The 18,907-nt window shown below is 37.5% G+C and carries 14 protein-coding genes; 5 read left to right on the forward strand and 9 right to left on the reverse strand.

The window, feature by feature from the left end; genetic code table 11:
* Nucleotides 1-124: 124 nt before the first annotated feature.
* From ND2E_RS09665 to ND2E_RS23330, 3 genes are all read right to left on the reverse strand, one after another.
* Nucleotides 125-832, reverse strand: a complete 708-nt coding sequence (locus ND2E_RS09665) for an esterase/lipase family protein (protein ID WP_150113746.1) — start codon at nt 830-832, stop codon at nt 125-127.
* A 258-nt stretch (nt 833-1,090) separates the two neighbouring features.
* Nucleotides 1,091-1,699, reverse strand: coding sequence for a TetR/AcrR family transcriptional regulator (locus tag ND2E_RS09660; RefSeq protein WP_033094101.1), 609 nt, complete (start codon nt 1,697-1,699; stop codon nt 1,091-1,093).
* Nucleotides 1,700-1,836: 137 nt separating this feature from the next.
* Nucleotides 1,837-2,028: a hypothetical protein gene (locus tag ND2E_RS23330; RefSeq protein WP_081962046.1), complete on the reverse strand. Its 192-nt coding sequence runs from the start codon at nt 2,026-2,028 to the stop codon at nt 1,837-1,839.
* A 105-nt stretch (nt 2,029-2,133) separates the two neighbouring features.
* On the opposite strand from ND2E_RS23330, the gene ND2E_RS09655 reads away from it, so the two are divergent.
* On the forward strand, nt 2,134-3,357 hold the full coding sequence (locus tag ND2E_RS09655; RefSeq protein WP_150113747.1) for an efflux RND transporter periplasmic adaptor subunit: 1,224 nt from the start codon (nt 2,134-2,136) through the stop codon (nt 3,355-3,357).
* 11 nt (nt 3,358-3,368) lie between these two features.
* The gene (locus tag ND2E_RS09650) at nt 3,369-6,527 is read left to right on the forward strand and encodes an efflux RND transporter permease subunit (protein WP_033094102.1); all 3,159 of its coding nucleotides are present in this window, start codon (nt 3,369-3,371) and stop codon (nt 6,525-6,527) included.
* Between the two features lie 102 nt (nt 6,528-6,629).
* Here the strand turns inward: ND2E_RS09650 and ND2E_RS09645 are convergent, their stop codons facing one another.
* The 3 genes from ND2E_RS09645 to ND2E_RS09635 form a co-directional block, all read right to left on the reverse strand.
* Nucleotides 6,630-8,855 carry an NADP-dependent isocitrate dehydrogenase gene (locus tag ND2E_RS09645; protein WP_033094103.1) on the reverse strand — a complete coding sequence of 742 codons (2,226 nt, stop codon included), beginning with the start codon at nt 8,853-8,855 and terminating at the stop codon, nt 6,630-6,632.
* Between the two features lie 557 nt (nt 8,856-9,412).
* Complete coding sequence (locus tag ND2E_RS09640) at nt 9,413-9,745, reverse strand: hypothetical protein (RefSeq protein WP_033094104.1); 333 nt, start codon at nt 9,743-9,745, stop codon at nt 9,413-9,415.
* 570 nt (nt 9,746-10,315) lie between these two features.
* The gene (locus tag ND2E_RS09635) at nt 10,316-11,551 is read right to left on the reverse strand and encodes an EAL and HDOD domain-containing protein (protein WP_033094105.1); all 1,236 of its coding nucleotides are present in this window, start codon (nt 11,549-11,551) and stop codon (nt 10,316-10,318) included.
* A 731-nt stretch (nt 11,552-12,282) separates the two neighbouring features.
* On the opposite strand from ND2E_RS09635, the gene ND2E_RS09625 reads away from it, so the two are divergent.
* From ND2E_RS09625 to ND2E_RS09615, 3 genes are all read left to right on the forward strand, one after another.
* Nucleotides 12,283-12,621, forward strand: coding sequence for a hypothetical protein (locus ND2E_RS09625; RefSeq protein WP_033094107.1), 339 nt, complete (start codon nt 12,283-12,285; stop codon nt 12,619-12,621).
* A 23-nt stretch (nt 12,622-12,644) separates the two neighbouring features.
* On the forward strand, nt 12,645-13,205 hold the full coding sequence (locus ND2E_RS09620; protein ID WP_033094108.1) for a CBS domain-containing protein: 561 nt from the start codon (nt 12,645-12,647) through the stop codon (nt 13,203-13,205).
* 317 nt (nt 13,206-13,522) lie between these two features.
* Nucleotides 13,523-14,824, forward strand: a complete 1,302-nt coding sequence (locus ND2E_RS09615; RefSeq protein ID WP_033094109.1) for a metal-dependent hydrolase family protein — start codon at nt 13,523-13,525, stop codon at nt 14,822-14,824.
* A 147-nt stretch (nt 14,825-14,971) separates the two neighbouring features.
* Here the strand turns inward: ND2E_RS09615 and ND2E_RS09610 are convergent, their stop codons facing one another.
* From ND2E_RS09610 to ND2E_RS09605, 3 genes are all read right to left on the reverse strand, one after another.
* Nucleotides 14,972-17,434 carry a TonB-dependent receptor gene (locus ND2E_RS09610; RefSeq protein ID WP_033094110.1) on the reverse strand — a complete coding sequence of 821 codons (2,463 nt, stop codon included), beginning with the start codon at nt 17,432-17,434 and terminating at the stop codon, nt 14,972-14,974.
* Nucleotides 17,435-17,597: 163 nt separating this feature from the next.
* Nucleotides 17,598-17,723: a hypothetical protein gene (locus ND2E_RS23495; RefSeq protein WP_263281882.1), complete on the reverse strand. Its 126-nt coding sequence runs from the start codon at nt 17,721-17,723 to the stop codon at nt 17,598-17,600.
* A gap of 138 nt (nt 17,724-17,861) precedes the next feature.
* Complete coding sequence (locus ND2E_RS09605; RefSeq protein ID WP_033094111.1) at nt 17,862-18,770, reverse strand: hydrogen peroxide-inducible genes activator; 909 nt, start codon at nt 18,768-18,770, stop codon at nt 17,862-17,864.
* Nucleotides 18,771-18,907: the final 137 nt, after the last annotated feature.

The raw sequence follows: 18,907 nt of genomic DNA on the forward strand, positions 1-18,907 counted from the left end.
ACTCATTTTTCTTAATTGACTAAGTAATAGCACTCAAATGAATGACAAGAAATTAATAAATCAAAAGAAATAATTCATATTGTTCGTATAAGATTAAGTGTCACAACTAAGACAGTAAAATAACTTATTGTATCAAATCATATTGTTTGCTGGCCGTATAAGTTTGTAAACCAAAGTGTCCTAAAGCATAAGTATAGCTAGCATTTTCATTAGCGATTTGACTTGAATGAATTCCTCCCACTGTACAAACACCACTACCGCAAACAATGGGATCAGTCCAGCTTTTAATCGAGTAAACCTTGTTAGCAATTGTTTTGCCATATAACCAATCTAGAAATGGGCTAGAGACAGATAAACCATTGACACCACAGGTTGGCGTATAAACATTCCAAGGGTAAGCACCGCATGTCCATAAACCACGATAAGCACCAGCAATGCCAACAAAGGTATCAACCTGACTACTTTTAACTAATTTAATCACTTGTTGTGCCGCTAAGGTAACTCCCATAGAGTGTGCAATTATATCTATTTTTCCTGTACATGAGCTGGCGAGCGCATCATTTATTGCATTTTTTACTGGCGTTTCTTCTGAGCCACTATGATTATTATTACTGGCGTAGGCACTGCCCCATGAAGGGCGAAAAATATCACTACTCTGGTAACCGTTGGCTAATAGTAACTCATAAGTATTCACCCAATCGGACGGCGAACCTGAATTACCATGCACTAAGACTACATTATCCACACATACGGCATAACTGGCATTCGCGCTCAGCATCAAGATCAAAACAAGTGTTACTTTTTTAATTTTGGTTATTATATTTATTATCATTGTTAACCTCTTATTTAGTTTTGGTTTAATTCAGACGCATATTTTCTGAACAAAGCTAACTGTAATAAACAAAAGATTAAAAAGAAGTGCTACCTTAGTGCTACAAGTCGAATACACTAAGGCGTAAAAATACGCGCAACATTGTGTGAGGAAAAGTGTTAGTGGCTGTAAAGATGTCCATTAATAGAATTTTCGATTAAATAATGTCGAATTAATGTCCATTTCCTAAGTGAAAAGTTGGCTTCATTTCTTTAATTTTTATGCTTGATAACGAGCTAAAAACATTAACACGGTATCATCAGCAATTATTTTCTGTTGCTCAGGTGATGGAAAAGTTTGACTCATAAATAATTGTGGCCAAAAAGCGCTCGCCTTAATCAAACCTAAAAATTGTTGAGCGGCAAAGTGGGCATCAGCAGTTTTTAATCGACCATCATTCATCGCTTCATTAATCCAAACATGTAAACCATCTTTTTGTTGGCCTAGATGTTCTAAAGTACTTGAGGCTAATTCAGGTGAGCGAATACACTCGGAAATAGTAATGCGATTTAAGTCTCGAAAACATTCAGAGGCGAGTAATTGAATTTCACTCGTTGCAGCAATATGCAATTGCTCATCAAGTGGTTTATCAGGGTGGTATTGAATATTGGTCGCTTGATTGAAGGAGTCACAAAGTTCTTTAACAATATTGTGAAACAAAACATCTTTACTAGGGAAATGATTGTAAACGGTTCGTTTCGATACTTCGGCTCTTTTAGCCAATGAGTCCATGCTTGCACCGAGAAACCCCTTCTCTTTAAACTCATCTTGTGCTGCAGCTAAAATATCCAAACGTTTTTTTTCCGTTAGGGTTAATGCTTTTTCCATACTACTTAATTATAAAAATCGAATTATAGGTAAATACTACACTGTTTAGTTTACTTTTCAATAAAAATAGGTAAACTGCACCGAGTAGTTTACATTTTGTTTTATTTTGTACTAAACATGTAATGCTAAGGGTCTGTTTATCTTTCGAGATTGTTTTTGCAGCTATTTATTGGATATTTATACAAGGCAGAGCCTTTGTCATGTGGTTGTTCCACATAAAAAGGCGATAACGCCGTAAAAATGACCAACAAACGCTGTCCGAAGGATTCGGCTAAAAGCGTTTTACTCTTTGTTGAGTAGTATTTGCTTAGAATGACTAGGCTACACACTACTCGCCGCGATTAAAATGCTTTTATCTCGAACAAAATTTAACCGCGAAAGTTCAACAGACCCTAATGTTATTATGTATTTGGTCATTTCGTTATAGGTTTGTTATGTCAACATTTCGTTTTATGTTAAATGGTCAACTAAAACCATTTTTTAGTCGTCTATTCTTGGTATCCTCCAGCGTACTCCTTGCTACAGCTCTTAGTGGCTGTGAACAAGCACAACAGTCTGCCCCTGCAGGTATGCAACCTGCAGCTGTATCTGTGATGAGTATGACAACTCAATCAGTTCCTTTTAGTATTGAATTACCCGCGACATTATCGGGTGCAAAAGAAGTAGAAATTCGTGCGCAAGTCTCTGGTATTTTGCAAACCCGAAACTTTAGCGAGGGAGATAAAGTCAAAGCAGGACAGTCATTATTTAGCTTAGATGCGAAAAATTATGCCGCTGAAGTAGCGAAAAGCAAAGCCGATTTGAATGCTGCTAAAGTCCGACTAGAACAGGCTCAACGTGAAGTTAATCGCATAAGACCACTACGTGAAAAAAATTCTATTTCACAACGTGAGTTAGACAATGCGATTTCAAGTGCTGACATTAATTTAGCTGACGTGAAGTCAATGCAGGCGAACTTGGAGCAAGCAAAGCTTCGCTTAGATTATACCAAGGTGATTTCTCCTGTTACTGGTATTGTTGGTCGTGAATTAGTGTCTGAAGGAACTTATGTTTCAGGCCCTGAAGTATTATTAACTCAATTAACCCAAATTGATCCCATTCGTGTACGATTTGGTTTATCAGAACGTGAGCAATTACAAATGCGTAATGATGCCGCGGCAGGTTTACTGACCTTGCCAGAAGAAGGTCATTGGAACACGAAGATTAAATTATTTGATGGTTCACTTCATCCTCAGGTTGGGCAAGTTAACTTCAGCGATATACGAATTAACAGTCAAACAGGCACAAGTGAGTTACAGGCAATAACACCAAACCCTAACTTTTCATTAAGACCCGGACAATTTGTTCGCATCATATTAGAAGGTGCTGTTCGTGAAAATGCCTATGTTGTGCCACAAAGAGCCGTTTTAGATAATGGTCTTGGTAAGTTTGTATATGTTATGGCTAAAAATGAAGAGGGAGTGACTGTCGCATTACCTGCTCCTGTCGTTGTTGGGGAATGGGTAACAGGAGCCAAAGATATAGAAAATGGCTGGGTAATTCGTGAAGGTTTAAAAACTGGCGACCAAGTTATTATTGATGGCATGGCACGTATTTTCTTCCCTGGTATGCCAATACGTCTAGCTGATGATCAGTTACCGTCTGCCGCACAGCAATAAGGGGCAGATTAATGTTTTCTCGTTATTTTATTGACCGACCTATCTTTGCTTTTGTCATTTCTATTTTTATTGTTTTGGCTGGCTTAGCTGCTATGCGCAGTTTATCTATTGCGCAATACCCTGAAATGTCACCTCCCGTTGTGCAAGTTACGGCAGTATACCCCGGTGCATCTGCTGAAGTATTAGAACAAACTGTTGCGACACCTTTAGAAAATGCCATCACAGGAGTTGAAGGCATGATGTATATGTCCTCAACATCAACCAGTTCAGGAGCAACAACTATCACGGTTACCTTTGAAATTGGCACAGATCCAGACCAAGCTTCGGTAAATGTGAACAATCGGGTTAAACAAGTCGAAGCGCGTTTACCTGAAGAAACCCGTCGTCAAGGTGTTGTGGTTGCTAAAGGCTCATCAAGCTTTTTACATGTACATGCTTTTTATTCCCCTGATGATAGCCGCGAAGCATTGTGGACTTCTAATTATGTTACTTTAAATATTCTTGATAAAATCAAGCGTATTCCGGGCACAACAAGCGTACAAATTTTTGGCGCAAAAGATTACGCCATGCGTATTTGGTTACGTCCTGATGTCATGAGCCAGTTAGGCGTTACTGTTGAAGAAATTAGTAATGCAGTACGCGAACAAAACTCACAATATGCAGCAGGTAGAATTGGTGCCACGCCCACTTCCGTTAGCCCACAATCCTTGGTTTATAGTGTAAAAGTACAAGGGAGACTAAGCACGGCAAAAGAGTTTGAAGAGATTATTATTCGCTCGAATACCGATGGTAGTTCATTGCGTTTAAAAGACATTGCCCGTGTAGAATTAGGCTCAAAAGATTATGACTTTGATGGCCGTATCAACGGTAAAAAAGCAGTACTGCTTGGTATTTTCTTACAACCTGGCGCTAATGCGCTTGATGTAGCTGACGAAGTTAATGCCACCATTGCTGAATTAGAGAGCCGTTTCCCTACTGGGCTTGAGCACTTGTTACCATACGACACCACTCGTTTTGTAAAAGTTTCTATTCGCGAAGTATTGAAAACCCTTGGCGAAGCAATGTTACTCGTATTCCTAGTAGTGTTTATCTTTTTACAAAATTGGCGTGCGACCTTAATTCCTATCATGGCAGTGCCCGTTTCTTTATTAGGCACGTTTGCGGGCCTGTATATGCTAGGTTATTCAATTAATACCTTAACCTTATTTGGTATGGTGTTATCCATTGGTATTGTGGTGGATGATGCAATCGTTGTTCTTGAGAACGTCGAGCGTATTATGCATGAAGAAGATGTCTCTGTTCGTGACGCAGCTATCAAAGCAATGAAGGAAGTCAGTGGCCCAGTCGTTGCCATTGTATTGGTGCTATGTTCAGTCTTTGTACCTATTGCCTTTTTAGGTGGCTTAACTGGCGAATTATTCCGTCAGTTTGCTATCACAATATCTATCTCGGTAAGTTTATCAGGCCTAGTGGCGTTAACCATGACACCTGCTTTATGTGTTTTAGTATTGAAACATGAAGACAAAAAAACAAACGTCTTCTTTAACGGTTTTAATCGCTTTTTCAATAAAGTGACTGGGCACTACGTCACAGGGGTAAGCTTCTTTCTTCGTCGTGGTTTATTAGCTTCGATGCTCGTTATTGGCATGGTCGTTATTACAGCAAATATGTGGTTAAAAACGCCAAGCTCTTTAGTGCCAGATGAAGACCAAGGTTTTTATATTTCAGCGGTATTTTTACCCGATGGTGCCTCATTACAACGAACCAGCAAAGTCGTTAAGGAAGTCATCGCCGCGATAGAGTCCAATCCAGCGAATGAGAATGTTGTTTCATTTACCGGCTTTGATTTTCTCGGTGGTGGTTACAAAAATAACGCGGCAACACTCTTTGTTACCCAAAAACATTGGGATGATCGAGAAATAAGTACTCAGCAATTAGTCGGTGAGTTATTTATGAAAACCGCTAATATTAAAGAAGCTTTAGTGTTAGCCTTTAATCCACCCGCGATACCAGGTTTAGGTAATACCGGTGGTTTTGAGTTCTATTTACAGAACCGTGGTGACGGTGGCGTAGCTAAGTTAAAACAAAGCATGCAAGCAATGATGGGCGCAGCTCAGCAAAGTCCAATACTTGCCGGCGTGCAAACATTATGGCGTTCAGACTCACCCCAACTGACTGTGGAGATTGATCGTGAACAAGCCCGCGCGATGGATATTCCAATCAATAATGCTTTTAATGCCTTAGCTGGAACCATGGGCACTTATTATCTAAATGACTTCAATAAATTCGGTCGAACATGGCAGGTACTTATGTCGGCAGAGCCTGAATTTCGAATGAGTCCAAAAGATATCTCACGTATTTACGTCAAAAGTAATGGCGGAGAAATGATCCCTATTTCTGCTTTTGCTGAAATTAACTACAGCAGTGGTCCTGATAGTTTAGACAGATACAATAACTTGTCTGCTGTAAAATTATTAGGCAGTGCAGCACCGGGGTATAGCTCTGGCCAAGCAATTGCTGAAATTGAACGAATTGCTAAAGAAGTATTACCTTCTGACATGAGTTATGAATGGACAGGCACTGCTTATCAAGAAAAAAGAAGTTCTGGCTCTACCGCCATTGCATTGGGCATGGCTGTGATCATGGTATTTTTGATTCTAGCTGCACTTTATGAACGTTGGTCTCTACCGTTATCAGTACTGTTGGCTTTACCCTTTGGTATATTTGGTGCGTTAGTGTCTGTTTGGGTTGCTGGCATGACCAGTGATGTCTATTTTCAAATAGGCTTGGTTACACTGCTCGGTTTAGCAAGTAAAAATGCCATTTTAATAGTTGAATATGCCTTAATGAAAAAACAAGAAGGCTGGACAACAGGGGCTGCTGCTTTAGAAGCTGCTCGCTTGCGTTTTAGACCTATAATAATGACATCCCTCGCCTTTATCTTAGGCGTTGTACCGTTAGCATTGAGTTCTGGTGCAGGTGCTGGTGCTCGCCATAGTGTAGGTACAGGTGTTATGGGTGGCATGATAGCGGCAACATTTTTAGCGATATTCTTTGTGCCGTTATTCTTTTATTGGTTAACCGAACGTAAAGTATCTGAACAAAGGAAACAACAAGCCATAACCGATGAGATAGCTCAACACCATGAACACGAGCTAAATGCTAAGTAATAGTAGATTAATTCAATTTAAAGTTGGCCTAAGGCGACACTAAAATAATCAAAAAAAGCCCGAAATTCTTACAAATTTCGGGCTTTTTTTTGCTAGTTACCGTTATTTAAATGCCGCTAAAACATCGTTAAAGCATTTTGACGGGCGCATTATCTCTATAACCTTTTTTGTATCGGCTTTGTAGTATCCACCGATGTCAACTGAATGCCATTGATCTGTGATTAACTCACTGACTATTTTCGCTTCATTTTCAGTTAATGATCGAGCGAGTGGTGCAAAGTGACTTTGAAGTTCAATATCTTCAGTCTGCTCAGCTAATGCCATCGCCCAATATAGTGCTAAGTAAAAATGACTACCTCGATTATCAAGTTCACCCGTTTTACGTGAAGGAGATTTGCCATTTTTCAATAACTCAGCCGTTGCTTGATCTAACGTTTTTGCTAGCACTTTAGCTTTAGCACTGTCTTGTTTGATGCCTAAATCTTCAAGAGAAGCGCTTATCGCCAAGAATTCACCAAGAGAATCCCAACGTAAATGATTCTCTTCTATTAATTGCTTAACATGCTTAGGAGCTGAGCCACCAGCTCCTGTTTCAAATAAACCACCACCTGCCATTAAAGGTACTATAGATAACATTTTCGCACTTGTGCCTAACTCTAATATAGGAAACAAATCAGTTAAGTAATCGCGTAGAATATTACCCGTGACAGAAATAGTATCGCCACCACGTAAAATACGCTCTAAGGTATAACGCATTGCTCTGGTTTGTGACATTATTTGAATATCTAATCCCGTCAAATCATGATCTTCCAGATACAGTTTAACCTTTTTAATTAATTCAGCTTCATGAGGACGGTACTCATCTAACCAAAACACTGCTGGGGTATCAGACAATCTTGCACGATTAACGGCTAATTTTACCCAATCTTGTATTGGTGCATCTTTTACTTGGCACATTCGCCAGATATCACCTTCTTCAACATCCATTGCTAATAACGTTTTCCCCTCATCATCAACAATGCGAATACAGCCATCCCCCTGTACTTCAAACGTTTTATCATGTGAGCCATACTCTTCTGCTTTTTGCGCCATTAAACCAACATTGGGCACGGTTCCCATGGTTGTTGGATCAAACGCCCCGTGAGTTTTACAAAAGTTAATAATTTCTTGGTAAATTCTTGCAAACGTACTTTCAGGCATCACTGCCTTGGTATCTTTCAATTTTCCATCAGGGCCCCACATTTTGCCGCCAGCTCTAATCATCGCCGGCATTGAGGCATCAACAATAACCTCATTTGGTGTATGTAAGTTTGAAATACCTTTAGCCGAATCGACCATGGCCAATTCAGGACGTTTTTCATAACAAGCATGTAAATCGGCCAAGATTTCTTCGCGCCAAGATTCAGGCAGTTGTTTTACTTTGTCATAAATACTGCTAACACCATCATTGGCATTAACGCCCAGTTTTTCAAAAGTTTCACCGTGTTTAGCAAATAAATCTTTATAATAAACTTTCACTGCATGGCCAAAAACAATTGGATGAGATACTTTCATCATGGTCGCTTTGACATGGAAAGAAAACATCACCCCTGTTTCTCGTGCATCTTCCATTTCTTGTTCTAAAAATTCACAAAGAACCTTTTTGCTCATAAACATGCTGTCAATAATTTCACCTGCTTGCAGTGAGGTTTTTTCCTTCAATACAGTCACAGCACCATCATTTTTAGCGACGAACTCAATTTTTACATCACATGCTTTATCTATGGTCATACATTTTTCACTGGCATAAAAATCGCCTGAATGCATGTGCGACACATGGGTTCTTGAAGCTTGGCTCCACTTTCCCATAGAATGTGGATTTTTTCTGGCGAAATCTTTCACAGAAGATGGAGCACGTCGGTCTGAGTTACCCTCGCGTAGTACAGGGTTTACGGCACTACCTAAGACTTTTGAATATTTAGCTCCATTCACCTTATCTTCATCTGTTTTTGGTGCTTCCGGATAATCAGGGATTGCATAACCTTGTGATTGCAGTTCACTGATAGCATCTTTTAATTGAGGAATTGAAGCGCTGATATTGGGCAGTTTGATGATATTCGTATCAGGATGGTGCGTTAATTCACCTAACTCGGCTAACGCATCAGGAGTTTGTTGCTCTTGGGGTAATATATCGGAAAAAGCAGATAGAATCCTCGAGGCAAGAGATATATCTTTTAATTCAATATCTATGTCTGCTGATGCTGCAAAAGTTTTGATAATTGGCAGTAACGAGCAGGTCGCTAGCAGTGGTGCTTCATCGGTATAGGTGTAAATTATTTTTGAACTCATATTTGTAGCATCCTTTTTATTTAAATTAATTCCAACCGCAACAGTGTTATAACCTACAAGAAAACAATGCTAATCCGAACAATCAGAAAAGGCTCATAATGATAGAGCTAGGCTAAACTTTTACCCTAGAAAAACGTTATAAGAAAATATATTTTTAGAAGATTTATAAAATCTACTTGAGGAAATGAGTGCCGCTTAAATCTCGCTTTAATTTGGTTTTTAGTGCATAACAATTTAAGAGAACGTAACAACCTCAATGTACTACTGTATCGAGTATTGTCTTTTGTTCAAATTAGACAAAAGTCCATTTTTTGTACTATTTTATTACTCAAGACTGGTTTATGAAGGCTTTATCAGTAGTTTGATAAGTGGAGAGGCATTCTCTTTAACAGATAGTCAAGCTTGGTGTAGACAAAGTAAAGACAATGAAAATACAGTGTCTCAACCAAGCTAATTAAAGGTTTAAATGATACATATAAAGAAGGCAGTCAACGAGTTCTTGAACTCGATAAAGCATTAACTTCAAGATAGAACTAAAGATACTTAAAACAATAAAATTAATTCTTTATTTTTATCTTATCTCCTAGCTTAAAGCTTCCTTGGGTAATGCGAACATTGATATACTGCGAGTTTGTAACCTCATCAACCAACACTTTACCCACTTCCTGATATGAATAAAGAGGATCACCTTCAAGCACGCTGTTGGTTGCTAGCAACCTATGAATCTGTAGTTGTTGCCCTTTTACCATTGAACGAGTGGAATCGACGTAAACTTTAGCAACCTTGCCTTCAACTTCTACAAGGTCTCCTGATTTCAGCTCACTGGCAGAAGCTATATTCACAACAGAAAACAACCCCAAAGCAGCTACTTTTAACATACTATTAAACATATTTTTCTCACTATTTATAAAGAGTTAATACTAAACGCCGAAAATCAGTGTTTTCAAATTAGCCTGGCAAATTGCTGCTATTGAAAATTTTTAATATTCACTAGGTAGGTATTAAATAATTTTAACTAAAAAAGTTATGACTTTTATCGAAGGCAATAACTTATCAATATACCGGTTGGTACAAGAGGGTGCGGAATGTAGCAAGCAGTTTATTGATGTTCAAGAGGCAATCTAAGTATTGAAAAAGGTTAAAAAAAAATAAAATAGTATGAAAGATTTATCAGCTTTTTTTTGAGTTTAACTTATTGAATTGCAATAAAATCAGCATTGTCATTTATGGGTAAGATTAGAATTAAATCTTATTATTTGAATACTTTTATTATAAGTAACAGAATATTACGAAGGTTTTTTGGCTAGTTATAATGAAAAGATGTAGCAATTAGTGATTACCCTCTTTGTCATAATTTCAAGTAATTTGAGTGCGTAGGATTGCCATATTGATTTATCACTGCCCGCATTAACGGCCAATAAAATAACGTCTCTCAGATAATATCGCTTTGCTTAGAGCCGTTATAAATTATCAACATTCAAGCTTTGGCACCATACGCTCGCTTTTAAAAATTCTTCTTGTACCAGTGCTTGGTCTAATGAGAATTGTTGTAAGGCATCACTTAAATTGCCATTGGTAATTAAATTTTCATGGCCCAAGATATAACTAGTCGTTAAATCCAGTAACTGACCAAGTAAGCCCTCATGCTGAACTAAGGCACTCTCAATTGGCTGTGCTAAAGGCATTGTTTTTACTATTTCAGCCATAGGCATTGACAACATTACCTCAATGGCGCTTAACAATCCGGTAATAAAGGCAAAATCACTCACTGATTTAAATACACCTTTATCACTTAAAGCAAACATCATTTTACCTGTGATAAGTGCTTGCTTACATACTTCGTCTGTCGTATCCGACGTAAGTTTCGATAGTGCTAAAATAGAGACAAACTGCCTTAACTTATCTTCACCTAAATAAGCTGCGGCTTGTTTCAAGGAGGTTATTTCGACTCTTGTACCTGTTGCAACATTATTAACCATTTTTAATAATCCCACCGTTAAATTAACATCATGACTGATTATTTCAGCCACAGTTTCATAATTAAGGGGATACTTAAATGTTTCACTTAATAGTTGTAACATCTGTGATTTTATCGGGGCAAGCGCTTGGCCTTCTATAATTTCAGGCTGATGGTAAAAATATCCTTGAAAATAGTTAAAGCCAACTTCTACTAATGTTTGTTTTTGGTTTTTTGTTTCGACCTTTTCAGCAGCGATAACAACGTTAAATAATTTCATTCGAGTGACAGCAGGCGGTAAACGCTTGGGGTTTATTTTGCCAACATCCACTTTCACTATATCAATATAAGGAAATAACACATCCCAATGTGGCGCTAAATCATACTCGGTTAATGCAATTTTATAACCTTTGTTATAATAAAACTTTATAATTTTTAATAGCTTTTTAGTAGGCTTTTCATGTCCAACCAATTCAATAACAATCGTGTCTTTATCAAACATCAAAGGAAATTTATGAATTAAAGAATGTTCAGTGAAATTAATAAAAGCTAATTTACCCATACTGATCTTTTCAATATCACCATGAATATGGTTTTGAATAATTAACTTTGAACTCGCGACATCATGCTCAATATCAGGAAATTTATTATCCAGACTATCTCTAAATAATAATTCATAACCAATAGTTTCAAGTTTTTCATTTAAAATAGCTTGCCTAGCTATATAAGTATTTTTCATTATTATTTTGATTTTAATAAATTACTTTGTAGCCAGATTATCATTATCAAGTAAAAAAGCTAGTCCAATATCCCTTCCCCCTTTAACGGTATTTATTAACTTCATATCTGTCGGTACTATTTACATTTAGCTTTTTATTTAACGATGGCAATATACAAGGATATAAAAACTTATGACTTTATCACTTGGCACCCCATGTCATTCAACCTCAAGGTAACTGATGAGAAAACGAAATACCGATCTATGACCAGAAACCTAATCATGAGAAGAAATAAAAATTTACATTTACTTTCTTGAAATAATATATTTATCACTCAATATAAATACAAGTAATCAATTATTTTGAGAACTCTGTGTACAAATTTTTATTGGCAATAACTTTTCTTTTTATAACCAACTCACATGCTGAGTCCGGTTATGATATTGCTGATAAAACAAAACTAAATGCCTCATACCAATTAGTTTTGCAAGCATTTACTGACATTGAAATTGACGTAGAGTTTGAATCTGATTTACCAACTTTCTACGTCCTTCGCAATAATCGACCACTTGAGTTTAGTTATATATCTAAGTACTCACTCAATAATCACTTGCCTTTATTAAATAATAAACTTCAATATTTACGCCCTAGATCCCCACCTTTTTTCATCATATAAATTTCACAACTATAATTACATCAAGTCATCTATCGATTTCGATGTAAGTCGCCAATTTTTAGTGGAGATTTTCTTATGATAGTTACAACCACTTTTCGTCATAAAACTCAGGATTGCAAACTGAAATCCTATGTAAATAAAATTGTAGCAAACCTTAGTTTTTATACTGACTTGATTAACGGTATAAAAGTAACGTTTGAAACTGATAGCTGTAAAAAAGGCAATGCTAAATGTGGTTGCCATATATCACTACATTTACTGGGTAAAAAAAACATCGATATTAAAGTAATTTCAAGCTATGCAAGAGATGCATTCGATCTGGCATTTAATCAGATAAATAACAGGTTAAAAAATTCAGTCAGACATAAAAAATCACCGGCTATTCCTAGTCATTTTTTAGCTCTCCGGAATTAATTTTAATATTATTAGAGGTTATTATGAAAAAATTACAATTATTCGATTTAGACTCAATAGACAACATTATCTCACCTGAAGATTTTAATCAGACTTCTTTAATGTCACCTGCAACCGATATTTTTACTGACTTTAATAAACACAAGGCATTAAGCATTGAAGATGAAACGCCAGCCAGTGAAGCTTTAAAGCTGATGGTAAAGACTCATGTTCGGATGAAAATTGTGATGTCAAAAGACAATGACTTTATGGGCATCATTAGTACTAAGGAATTAACTGAGCAAAAAATAGTTAGCGCTATGACCAAAGGAAGTGAACGACATGAGGTATTGGTGAGTGATTTAATGGTGTTAAGAAGTGACTTACATGCCTTTGATTTTAACGAGTTAGAAACAGCAACGGTTAACGATGTTGTTAGTGCGTTAGAAAATTATGGCTTACGTCATTGCTTAGTTTTAGATAGAGAACATCACCATATTCGAGGTGTGATCTCATCTAGTGATATCGCAAGAAAGTTACATTTACCGATTGATATTTATTCGAAAACTTCATTCAGCCACATATTTAAGGTTATTCATGGGTAATTCTTATCTAACGTTATTTATTGCCCTTCTAGCTTTCACTCCCTTCAATAGGAGTTAACATCATTTTAAAGTTACAATGAATTATAATGTTCTACAGGGATGTAGTTCATTAAATAATGCAGAAACAATACCTTAAGCCACTATTCTCACGACTTTACTTTAAAGAGTTTAGAAACAGCTCATAACTCTCACCACCATCAGTTAATGTTATTCATCCATGAAATTTGTTATTTAACCGTATTTAAATACCCCACAATTTATAACCTTGCTATGGTACGTTATAAACTGAAAGATCAACAGAACCGAGGAAAATTATAATGTCCCTGAAGAAAGTATCTACGCTGATTGGCTTAACACTCTGCACTATATTCTCAAGTCAAATTACCGCACAAACGCATATAATTCATGCCGGTAAAGTATTATCAGTACCTGGACAGGCGCCATTAACGAAACAAACTATTGTGATAAAAGATGGCATTATTACCTCAGTGAAGTCAGGTTTTATTTCAGTAAATAAAATAGATGAGCAAGCACAGTTAATTGATTTATCTAAGAGCTTTGTTATGCCTGGCCTTATGGATATGCACGTGCATTTAAAAGGTGAGTTAGGTCCTAAAAATGACAGCGAAAAACTCAGAATGTCTGATGCTGATACATTGGTAAAAAGCGCCTATTTTGCTCAAAAAACCTTGCTGGCCGGTTTTACCACAGTGCGAGATTTAGGTGGCAGCCCAGAACAAAGCTATGCCTTACGTGATGGTATTGCTAAAGGTTACTTACAAGGTCCAAGGATAATTGCTGCTGGCAGTAATGTTGCTGTGACAGGTGGTCATGGCGATGTAGATGGCATGAACCCAGCCTTATTAGAAATGCATACCGCTAAAACAGTATGTGATGGTCCTTATGACTGTCGCCGAGCTACTCGCCACGCGATAAAATTTGGTGCCGACGTAATAAAAATAACCTCTACAGGCGGTGTTTTATCAGATACTGACACTGGTACAGGTCAGCAAATGGCAGATGACGAGCTTAGAGAAGTCATTGATACTGCACATGCTTTAGGTAGAAAGGTTGCTAGTCATGCCCATGCCGCAGCGGGCATCAACGCAGCATTAAGAGCAGGTGTTGATAGCATTGAACATGGTAGTTATGCCAATGAAGAAAGCATTAAATTGTTCAAGAAAACTGGCGCTTACTTAGTACCTACCTTGATGGCTGGCGATACCGTGGTAGCTCTAGCTAAAAATACTAACTTCATGTCACCAGCAATTAGTGCCAAAGCTATTCGAGTCGGTGGCGATATGATCGAAAACTTTAAACGTTCGTATAAGGCAGGTGTAAAAATTGCCTATGGGACAGACAGCGGTGTTTCTAAACATGGTGAAAATGCAAGAGAAGCCGTGCTCATGTTTAACGCAGGTATGAAAGCTCAAGACATTTTAAAGTCAGCGACTGTTAATGCGGCGGACTTAATTGGTAAGTCTGAGTCGTTAGGTACCCTAGAAACAGGAAAAATAGCCGATATTATAGCCATGGATAACAGTCCATTAAACGATATGAAAGCCTTACTTGATATTGACTTTGTGATGAAATCTGGTGTTGTCGTTAAACATAAGTAAATTCATTAGCGCTTTCTTACTTCAGTATAAAAGTCACAGAATCAAAAACACTCAAAGTTATAAATAATATAAAAAAGCCAACAGTCTTCAATGAGTTATTGGCTTTTAACCATCAATAAAAGCATAAATACACTATTAAGTTAGCACCTATATTTGATAACTAAAGGTCAGTTTGGCATTACGCTCTTCGCCTGGCATACCGCCTAAGAACATTGCTTTGTTATAGTAAACTTCATCAAATAAGTTATTAATGTTCAATTGCAGCTTCCAACGTTCTGCTTGATAACTTATCGCTGAATCAATAACGGTATAGCTTTGCACGTAACCATCAGGTATACCAAAAGAGCTAGAGTTGGTACTACGATCATCAACGTATTTAACACCCAAGCTAATATCAATTGGGTTAATAAGTGAAAATAAATCTGCACCGTAAGTTACCCAAGTACTCGCGGTGACATAAGGAACACCTTTTTGCCGAGTATCAAAACTGCTGCGGTTTGGATCTTTCTTATCACGAGCATCTTGATAAACACCATTAATATTTATCATCCAGCGCTCACTTAAGTGAGCATTCATATCTAGCTCAACACCGGTAGTTTCTTCTTTACCATCAAAAAAGTTTTTTGGCACACTCGGCGCTGAAACGCCATCTTCATAATTAGGGTTTGAATACTGAAGGTTTGTACGTGAGCTCTTAAAGAAAACGACAGAGGTTAACATTTGATCATCAAATGCTTTAATACGCATACCTAGATCATCGCTCATCGATTCAGAATCTAATCGATCAGAGCCATCCCCTTTCACTCCACCTAACATACTGTAAGCGGTTCGGCCTTTAGAGTGGTTAATGAAAAAAGAGAGATCATCTGTAGGCATATAAGTAACACCTAAATTATAGGTAATGCCATCATCATCAGTATCTGCTTCAGGAGTTGGCGCCGCAGCACTAGCACGATAGCGCGCATCAACACCAAAATGTTCATAACTTTGCTTAATTTCGTTAAATGCCACGCCTACCCGGGTAGAGATACCATAGGCAAAGTAACCCACATGTTGAAGGCCTACGCCCCATGCACTAATTTTTTTATTATAGTTACTGGTCATCAGAGGATCATGATCTTCAAATGAACCTTGAGCCCAATTAGGATTTCGAATGTCATAAATATAAGGTAGAGAGCCTTGGTAGATCACATCTCCCGCTTTATTTTTTAAGACCTTATCACCATCATAAATTGAATGTTGTTTGAAACGAATATCTCTATCTTCGTAATTAGCATTTAGTAAAAGTTCGTTATCAATACCCGCAAACTCGAAGTCATAGCGTAAATCAGCAAAATACTGCCAAGATGTTTCATCAGCTTCAACTTGTCGATATTCTTGGCGACGAGCAGCAAAGGGATACAATACATCATTTTCAACTAACGGCGCTCGAGGATTAGCATTGATAGTGCCGCGACGGTTCCAGTAGACATAGTTATAAGCCCCCGTTTGACGAGCAAAACCAGAAGTATAATCGCGGTACTGTAATTGCTGATTTAAAAAGAGGTTATCATTAAAAAACACATTATGGCTTAGTTTGAATCTTAACTCTTCACCTTCGTTATCTTTAGCCATCGGTGAAATGATGCCATTGTGACCAAATCCATAAGGCGTTAAACCATCACTATCGGCTAACGATCCTGCTAGCTGCTGGCGTTGTGCATCAGTTAGTTGAATCCCTTTACCTTCTGGATCATTACCTAAATCTTGCCAACTTGCTTCACCTGCCGTTTTACCACCAACTGATTCGGCATTATAAATACGAATAGGATGACCAACAGAATCAACGGCAATAGCATCTTTAATGTACGTAGCAGACAACATTAGATCTTGGCGTTCATCAAATACATATTTAAGTGAGCTATAAATCTCATCACGATCTGTACCAATATCCCGATAACCATCACTTCGGGCTGATTTTGCTACAACACGATAAGCCAAGTTATCAGTTAAGCCACCAGTACTATCAATACTTAATGCATAAGTATCCCATTGACCTAACTCTGCAGTAATCTCATGACGGTTGACAAACTCAGGTTTTTTTTCAATCAGATTAATGACACCACCGGCACTGCCCATGCCGTATAGGCCTGTCGCCGGGCCTTTCAGTACTTCGACAGATTCAACATTCGTTAATGAGCGTGTTGGGTTAAACGTATTGCCAAGCCCAGCTCCGCCGTACATACCATCGTAAGTATAGTTAGCGCCAAGTCCACGAATCACCAAGTTATCGCCAATACCGTAATTGTTACCCGCTTGAGTAACACCACTGATATTACGCACTAAGTCTTGTAGGTTATTAACCCCTTGCGCGTTAATAAGCTCTTCATCGACGATCACCACGGCCGCTGGAGTTTCCATTAACGACATATCTGACTTGGTTGCTAAACCTGAATTCATTACCACTTGGTTTTGTCTTCCATAGACAGTGATAAGTTCTACATCCTTGTTTTTCAATTTCTTTTCTTGAACTGCTTCCGCTTGTGTATCTTGTTCATTAGCAGAAATAAAACCAGAAAAAAGTGCTGATGCGCATGCGACAGCAAGTAGTGAAAAACGAAATTGTTGCACCTTTGTAATCCTCATTAGTATAATTGCCCGCACTATAAACGTAATGATAATGATTATCAATAACAATTATAAGCAAGTTTTTACATTCTTATACTAAATCTCTAGGCTGTACCAGAGTTAACACTAACTCACTTGACATTTCTCACTCACTAGCGCAAACGCTTTATACTTCTTGGCTTCGACAACATTGATCGCCATAATAATTGTTTGGGTAATTACACTTTACCTCTGCTTTTTTATCGTCTGTTTGCTGTAAAAGTACTTTTATCATTTCTATTATATTTTTCATTTTCTTTTCCCCTCCCATTAAGATGATCCTAGTGTGCGCTCAGGTAGTGCTTCAGTAAATCAAATAAAGTTGAATAGTTAATTCCATAAAATAGAACCACAATCGATATAGTTCGGCATTAATATTAATATTGGGTGGTTATACCAAAGCACACTTTTTAGCCAATTGTTGATTGAAGATATCCTTAAGCAAAGTTAACTCATTGGTTCTGACATAATTAGGCCTAATCACTAAAGCAATCGTTCTATGCGGGCCTGGTTCATTCAAATGAACAGCTCTTAGTTCTGATTCATTATAGGTCAATTGATCTAGTGCCATATGCGGCACAAGTGTAGTGCCAAGCTTACCTGCAACCATTTGCACTAAGGTATGTAGACTTGCTGAATCGAAGTCAGAATCTTGCTTTTTATTTTGTAAACTACAGGCTGCGAGTGCATGGTCTTTTAAGCAATGCCCCTCTTTTAACAACATTAATTTATCAATTTCTAACTCTTCACTGGTAATTTCCTGCAATTTTTTCGGGCATTCATCTTTATGACAAACCCAATAAAAGTCCTCTTGCCAAAAATTAAAACTCATCAATCCTTCGATAGGGAAAGGTAAGGCAAGTATGGCTGCATCGAGTTCTCCCGTGCGTACTTTCTCAACTAACATGTGTGATTGTTCTTCAATAATTTTTAATTTAAAACGAGGAAATTGCTGCCTAACCTCAGGTAATACTTTCGGTAAAAGGTAAGGACCAATTGTTGGGATCACCCCTATGGACATAGGACTATAAAAGGGTTGCTTATTGGTTTGAGCTATTAGTAAAAGCTCATCTAACTCCAGCTTAACCCGCTTAGCTTTATCTAGTATCACTTGGCCATTATTGGTAATTAGTACCTGTTTATTATTACGTTCAAAAACGGTAACCCCCAACTGCTTTTCAAGTTCAGTAATGGCGGTACTTAACGCTGATTGAGACACATTGCATGCCTCTGCAGCCTTCTTAAAGTGTAATGTTTTTTCAATCGCTAATGCATAGTGCAACTGCTTTAAAGAGATCATAAGTTAATGATTAATTTTATTGAACGTTAAGATGATTTTAATCAGAAATTCAAAATTAGTCATTATCAAAAAATAGAACGTTATCTTCAACGTAATCAATTATTCAACCCCCCTGCTTTTTTCTATGCTTTATATGA

Origin of the sequence: Colwellia psychrerythraea (genome assembly GCF_000764225.1) — a bacterium.
Lineage (GTDB): Bacteria > Pseudomonadota > Gammaproteobacteria > Enterobacterales > Alteromonadaceae > Colwellia > Colwellia psychrerythraea_D.

Excerpts from the sequence above, each read along its gene's own strand:
- ND2E_RS09655 (WP_150113747.1), top strand. The coding sequence starts at position 2,134 with ATGTCAACATTTCGTTTTATGTTAAATGGTCAACTAAAACCATTTTTT.
- ND2E_RS23495 (WP_263281882.1), bottom strand. The coding sequence starts at position 17,723 with ATGAAAAATATAATAGAAATGATAAAAGTACTTTTACAGCAAACAGAC.
- ND2E_RS09605 (WP_033094111.1), bottom strand. The coding sequence starts at position 18,770 with ATGATCTCTTTAAAGCAGTTGCACTATGCATTAGCGATTGAAAAAACA.
- ND2E_RS09620 (WP_033094108.1), top strand. The coding sequence starts at position 12,645 with ATGAAAAAATTACAATTATTCGATTTAGACTCAATAGACAACATTATC.
- ND2E_RS09640 (WP_033094104.1), bottom strand. The coding sequence starts at position 9,745 with ATGTTTAATAGTATGTTAAAAGTAGCTGCTTTGGGGTTGTTTTCTGTT.
- ND2E_RS09645 (WP_033094103.1), bottom strand. The coding sequence starts at position 8,855 with ATGAGTTCAAAAATAATTTACACCTATACCGATGAAGCACCACTGCTA.
- ND2E_RS09635 (WP_033094105.1), bottom strand. The coding sequence starts at position 11,551 with ATGAAAAATACTTATATAGCTAGGCAAGCTATTTTAAATGAAAAACTT.
- ND2E_RS09625 (WP_033094107.1), top strand. The coding sequence starts at position 12,283 with ATGATAGTTACAACCACTTTTCGTCATAAAACTCAGGATTGCAAACTG.
- ND2E_RS09665 (WP_150113746.1), bottom strand. The coding sequence starts at position 832 with ATGATAATAAATATAATAACCAAAATTAAAAAAGTAACACTTGTTTTG.
- ND2E_RS09615 (WP_033094109.1), top strand. The coding sequence starts at position 13,523 with ATGTCCCTGAAGAAAGTATCTACGCTGATTGGCTTAACACTCTGCACT.
- ND2E_RS09660 (WP_033094101.1), bottom strand. The coding sequence starts at position 1,699 with ATGGAAAAAGCATTAACCCTAACGGAAAAAAAACGTTTGGATATTTTA.
- ND2E_RS09650 (WP_033094102.1), top strand. The coding sequence starts at position 3,369 with ATGTTTTCTCGTTATTTTATTGACCGACCTATCTTTGCTTTTGTCATT.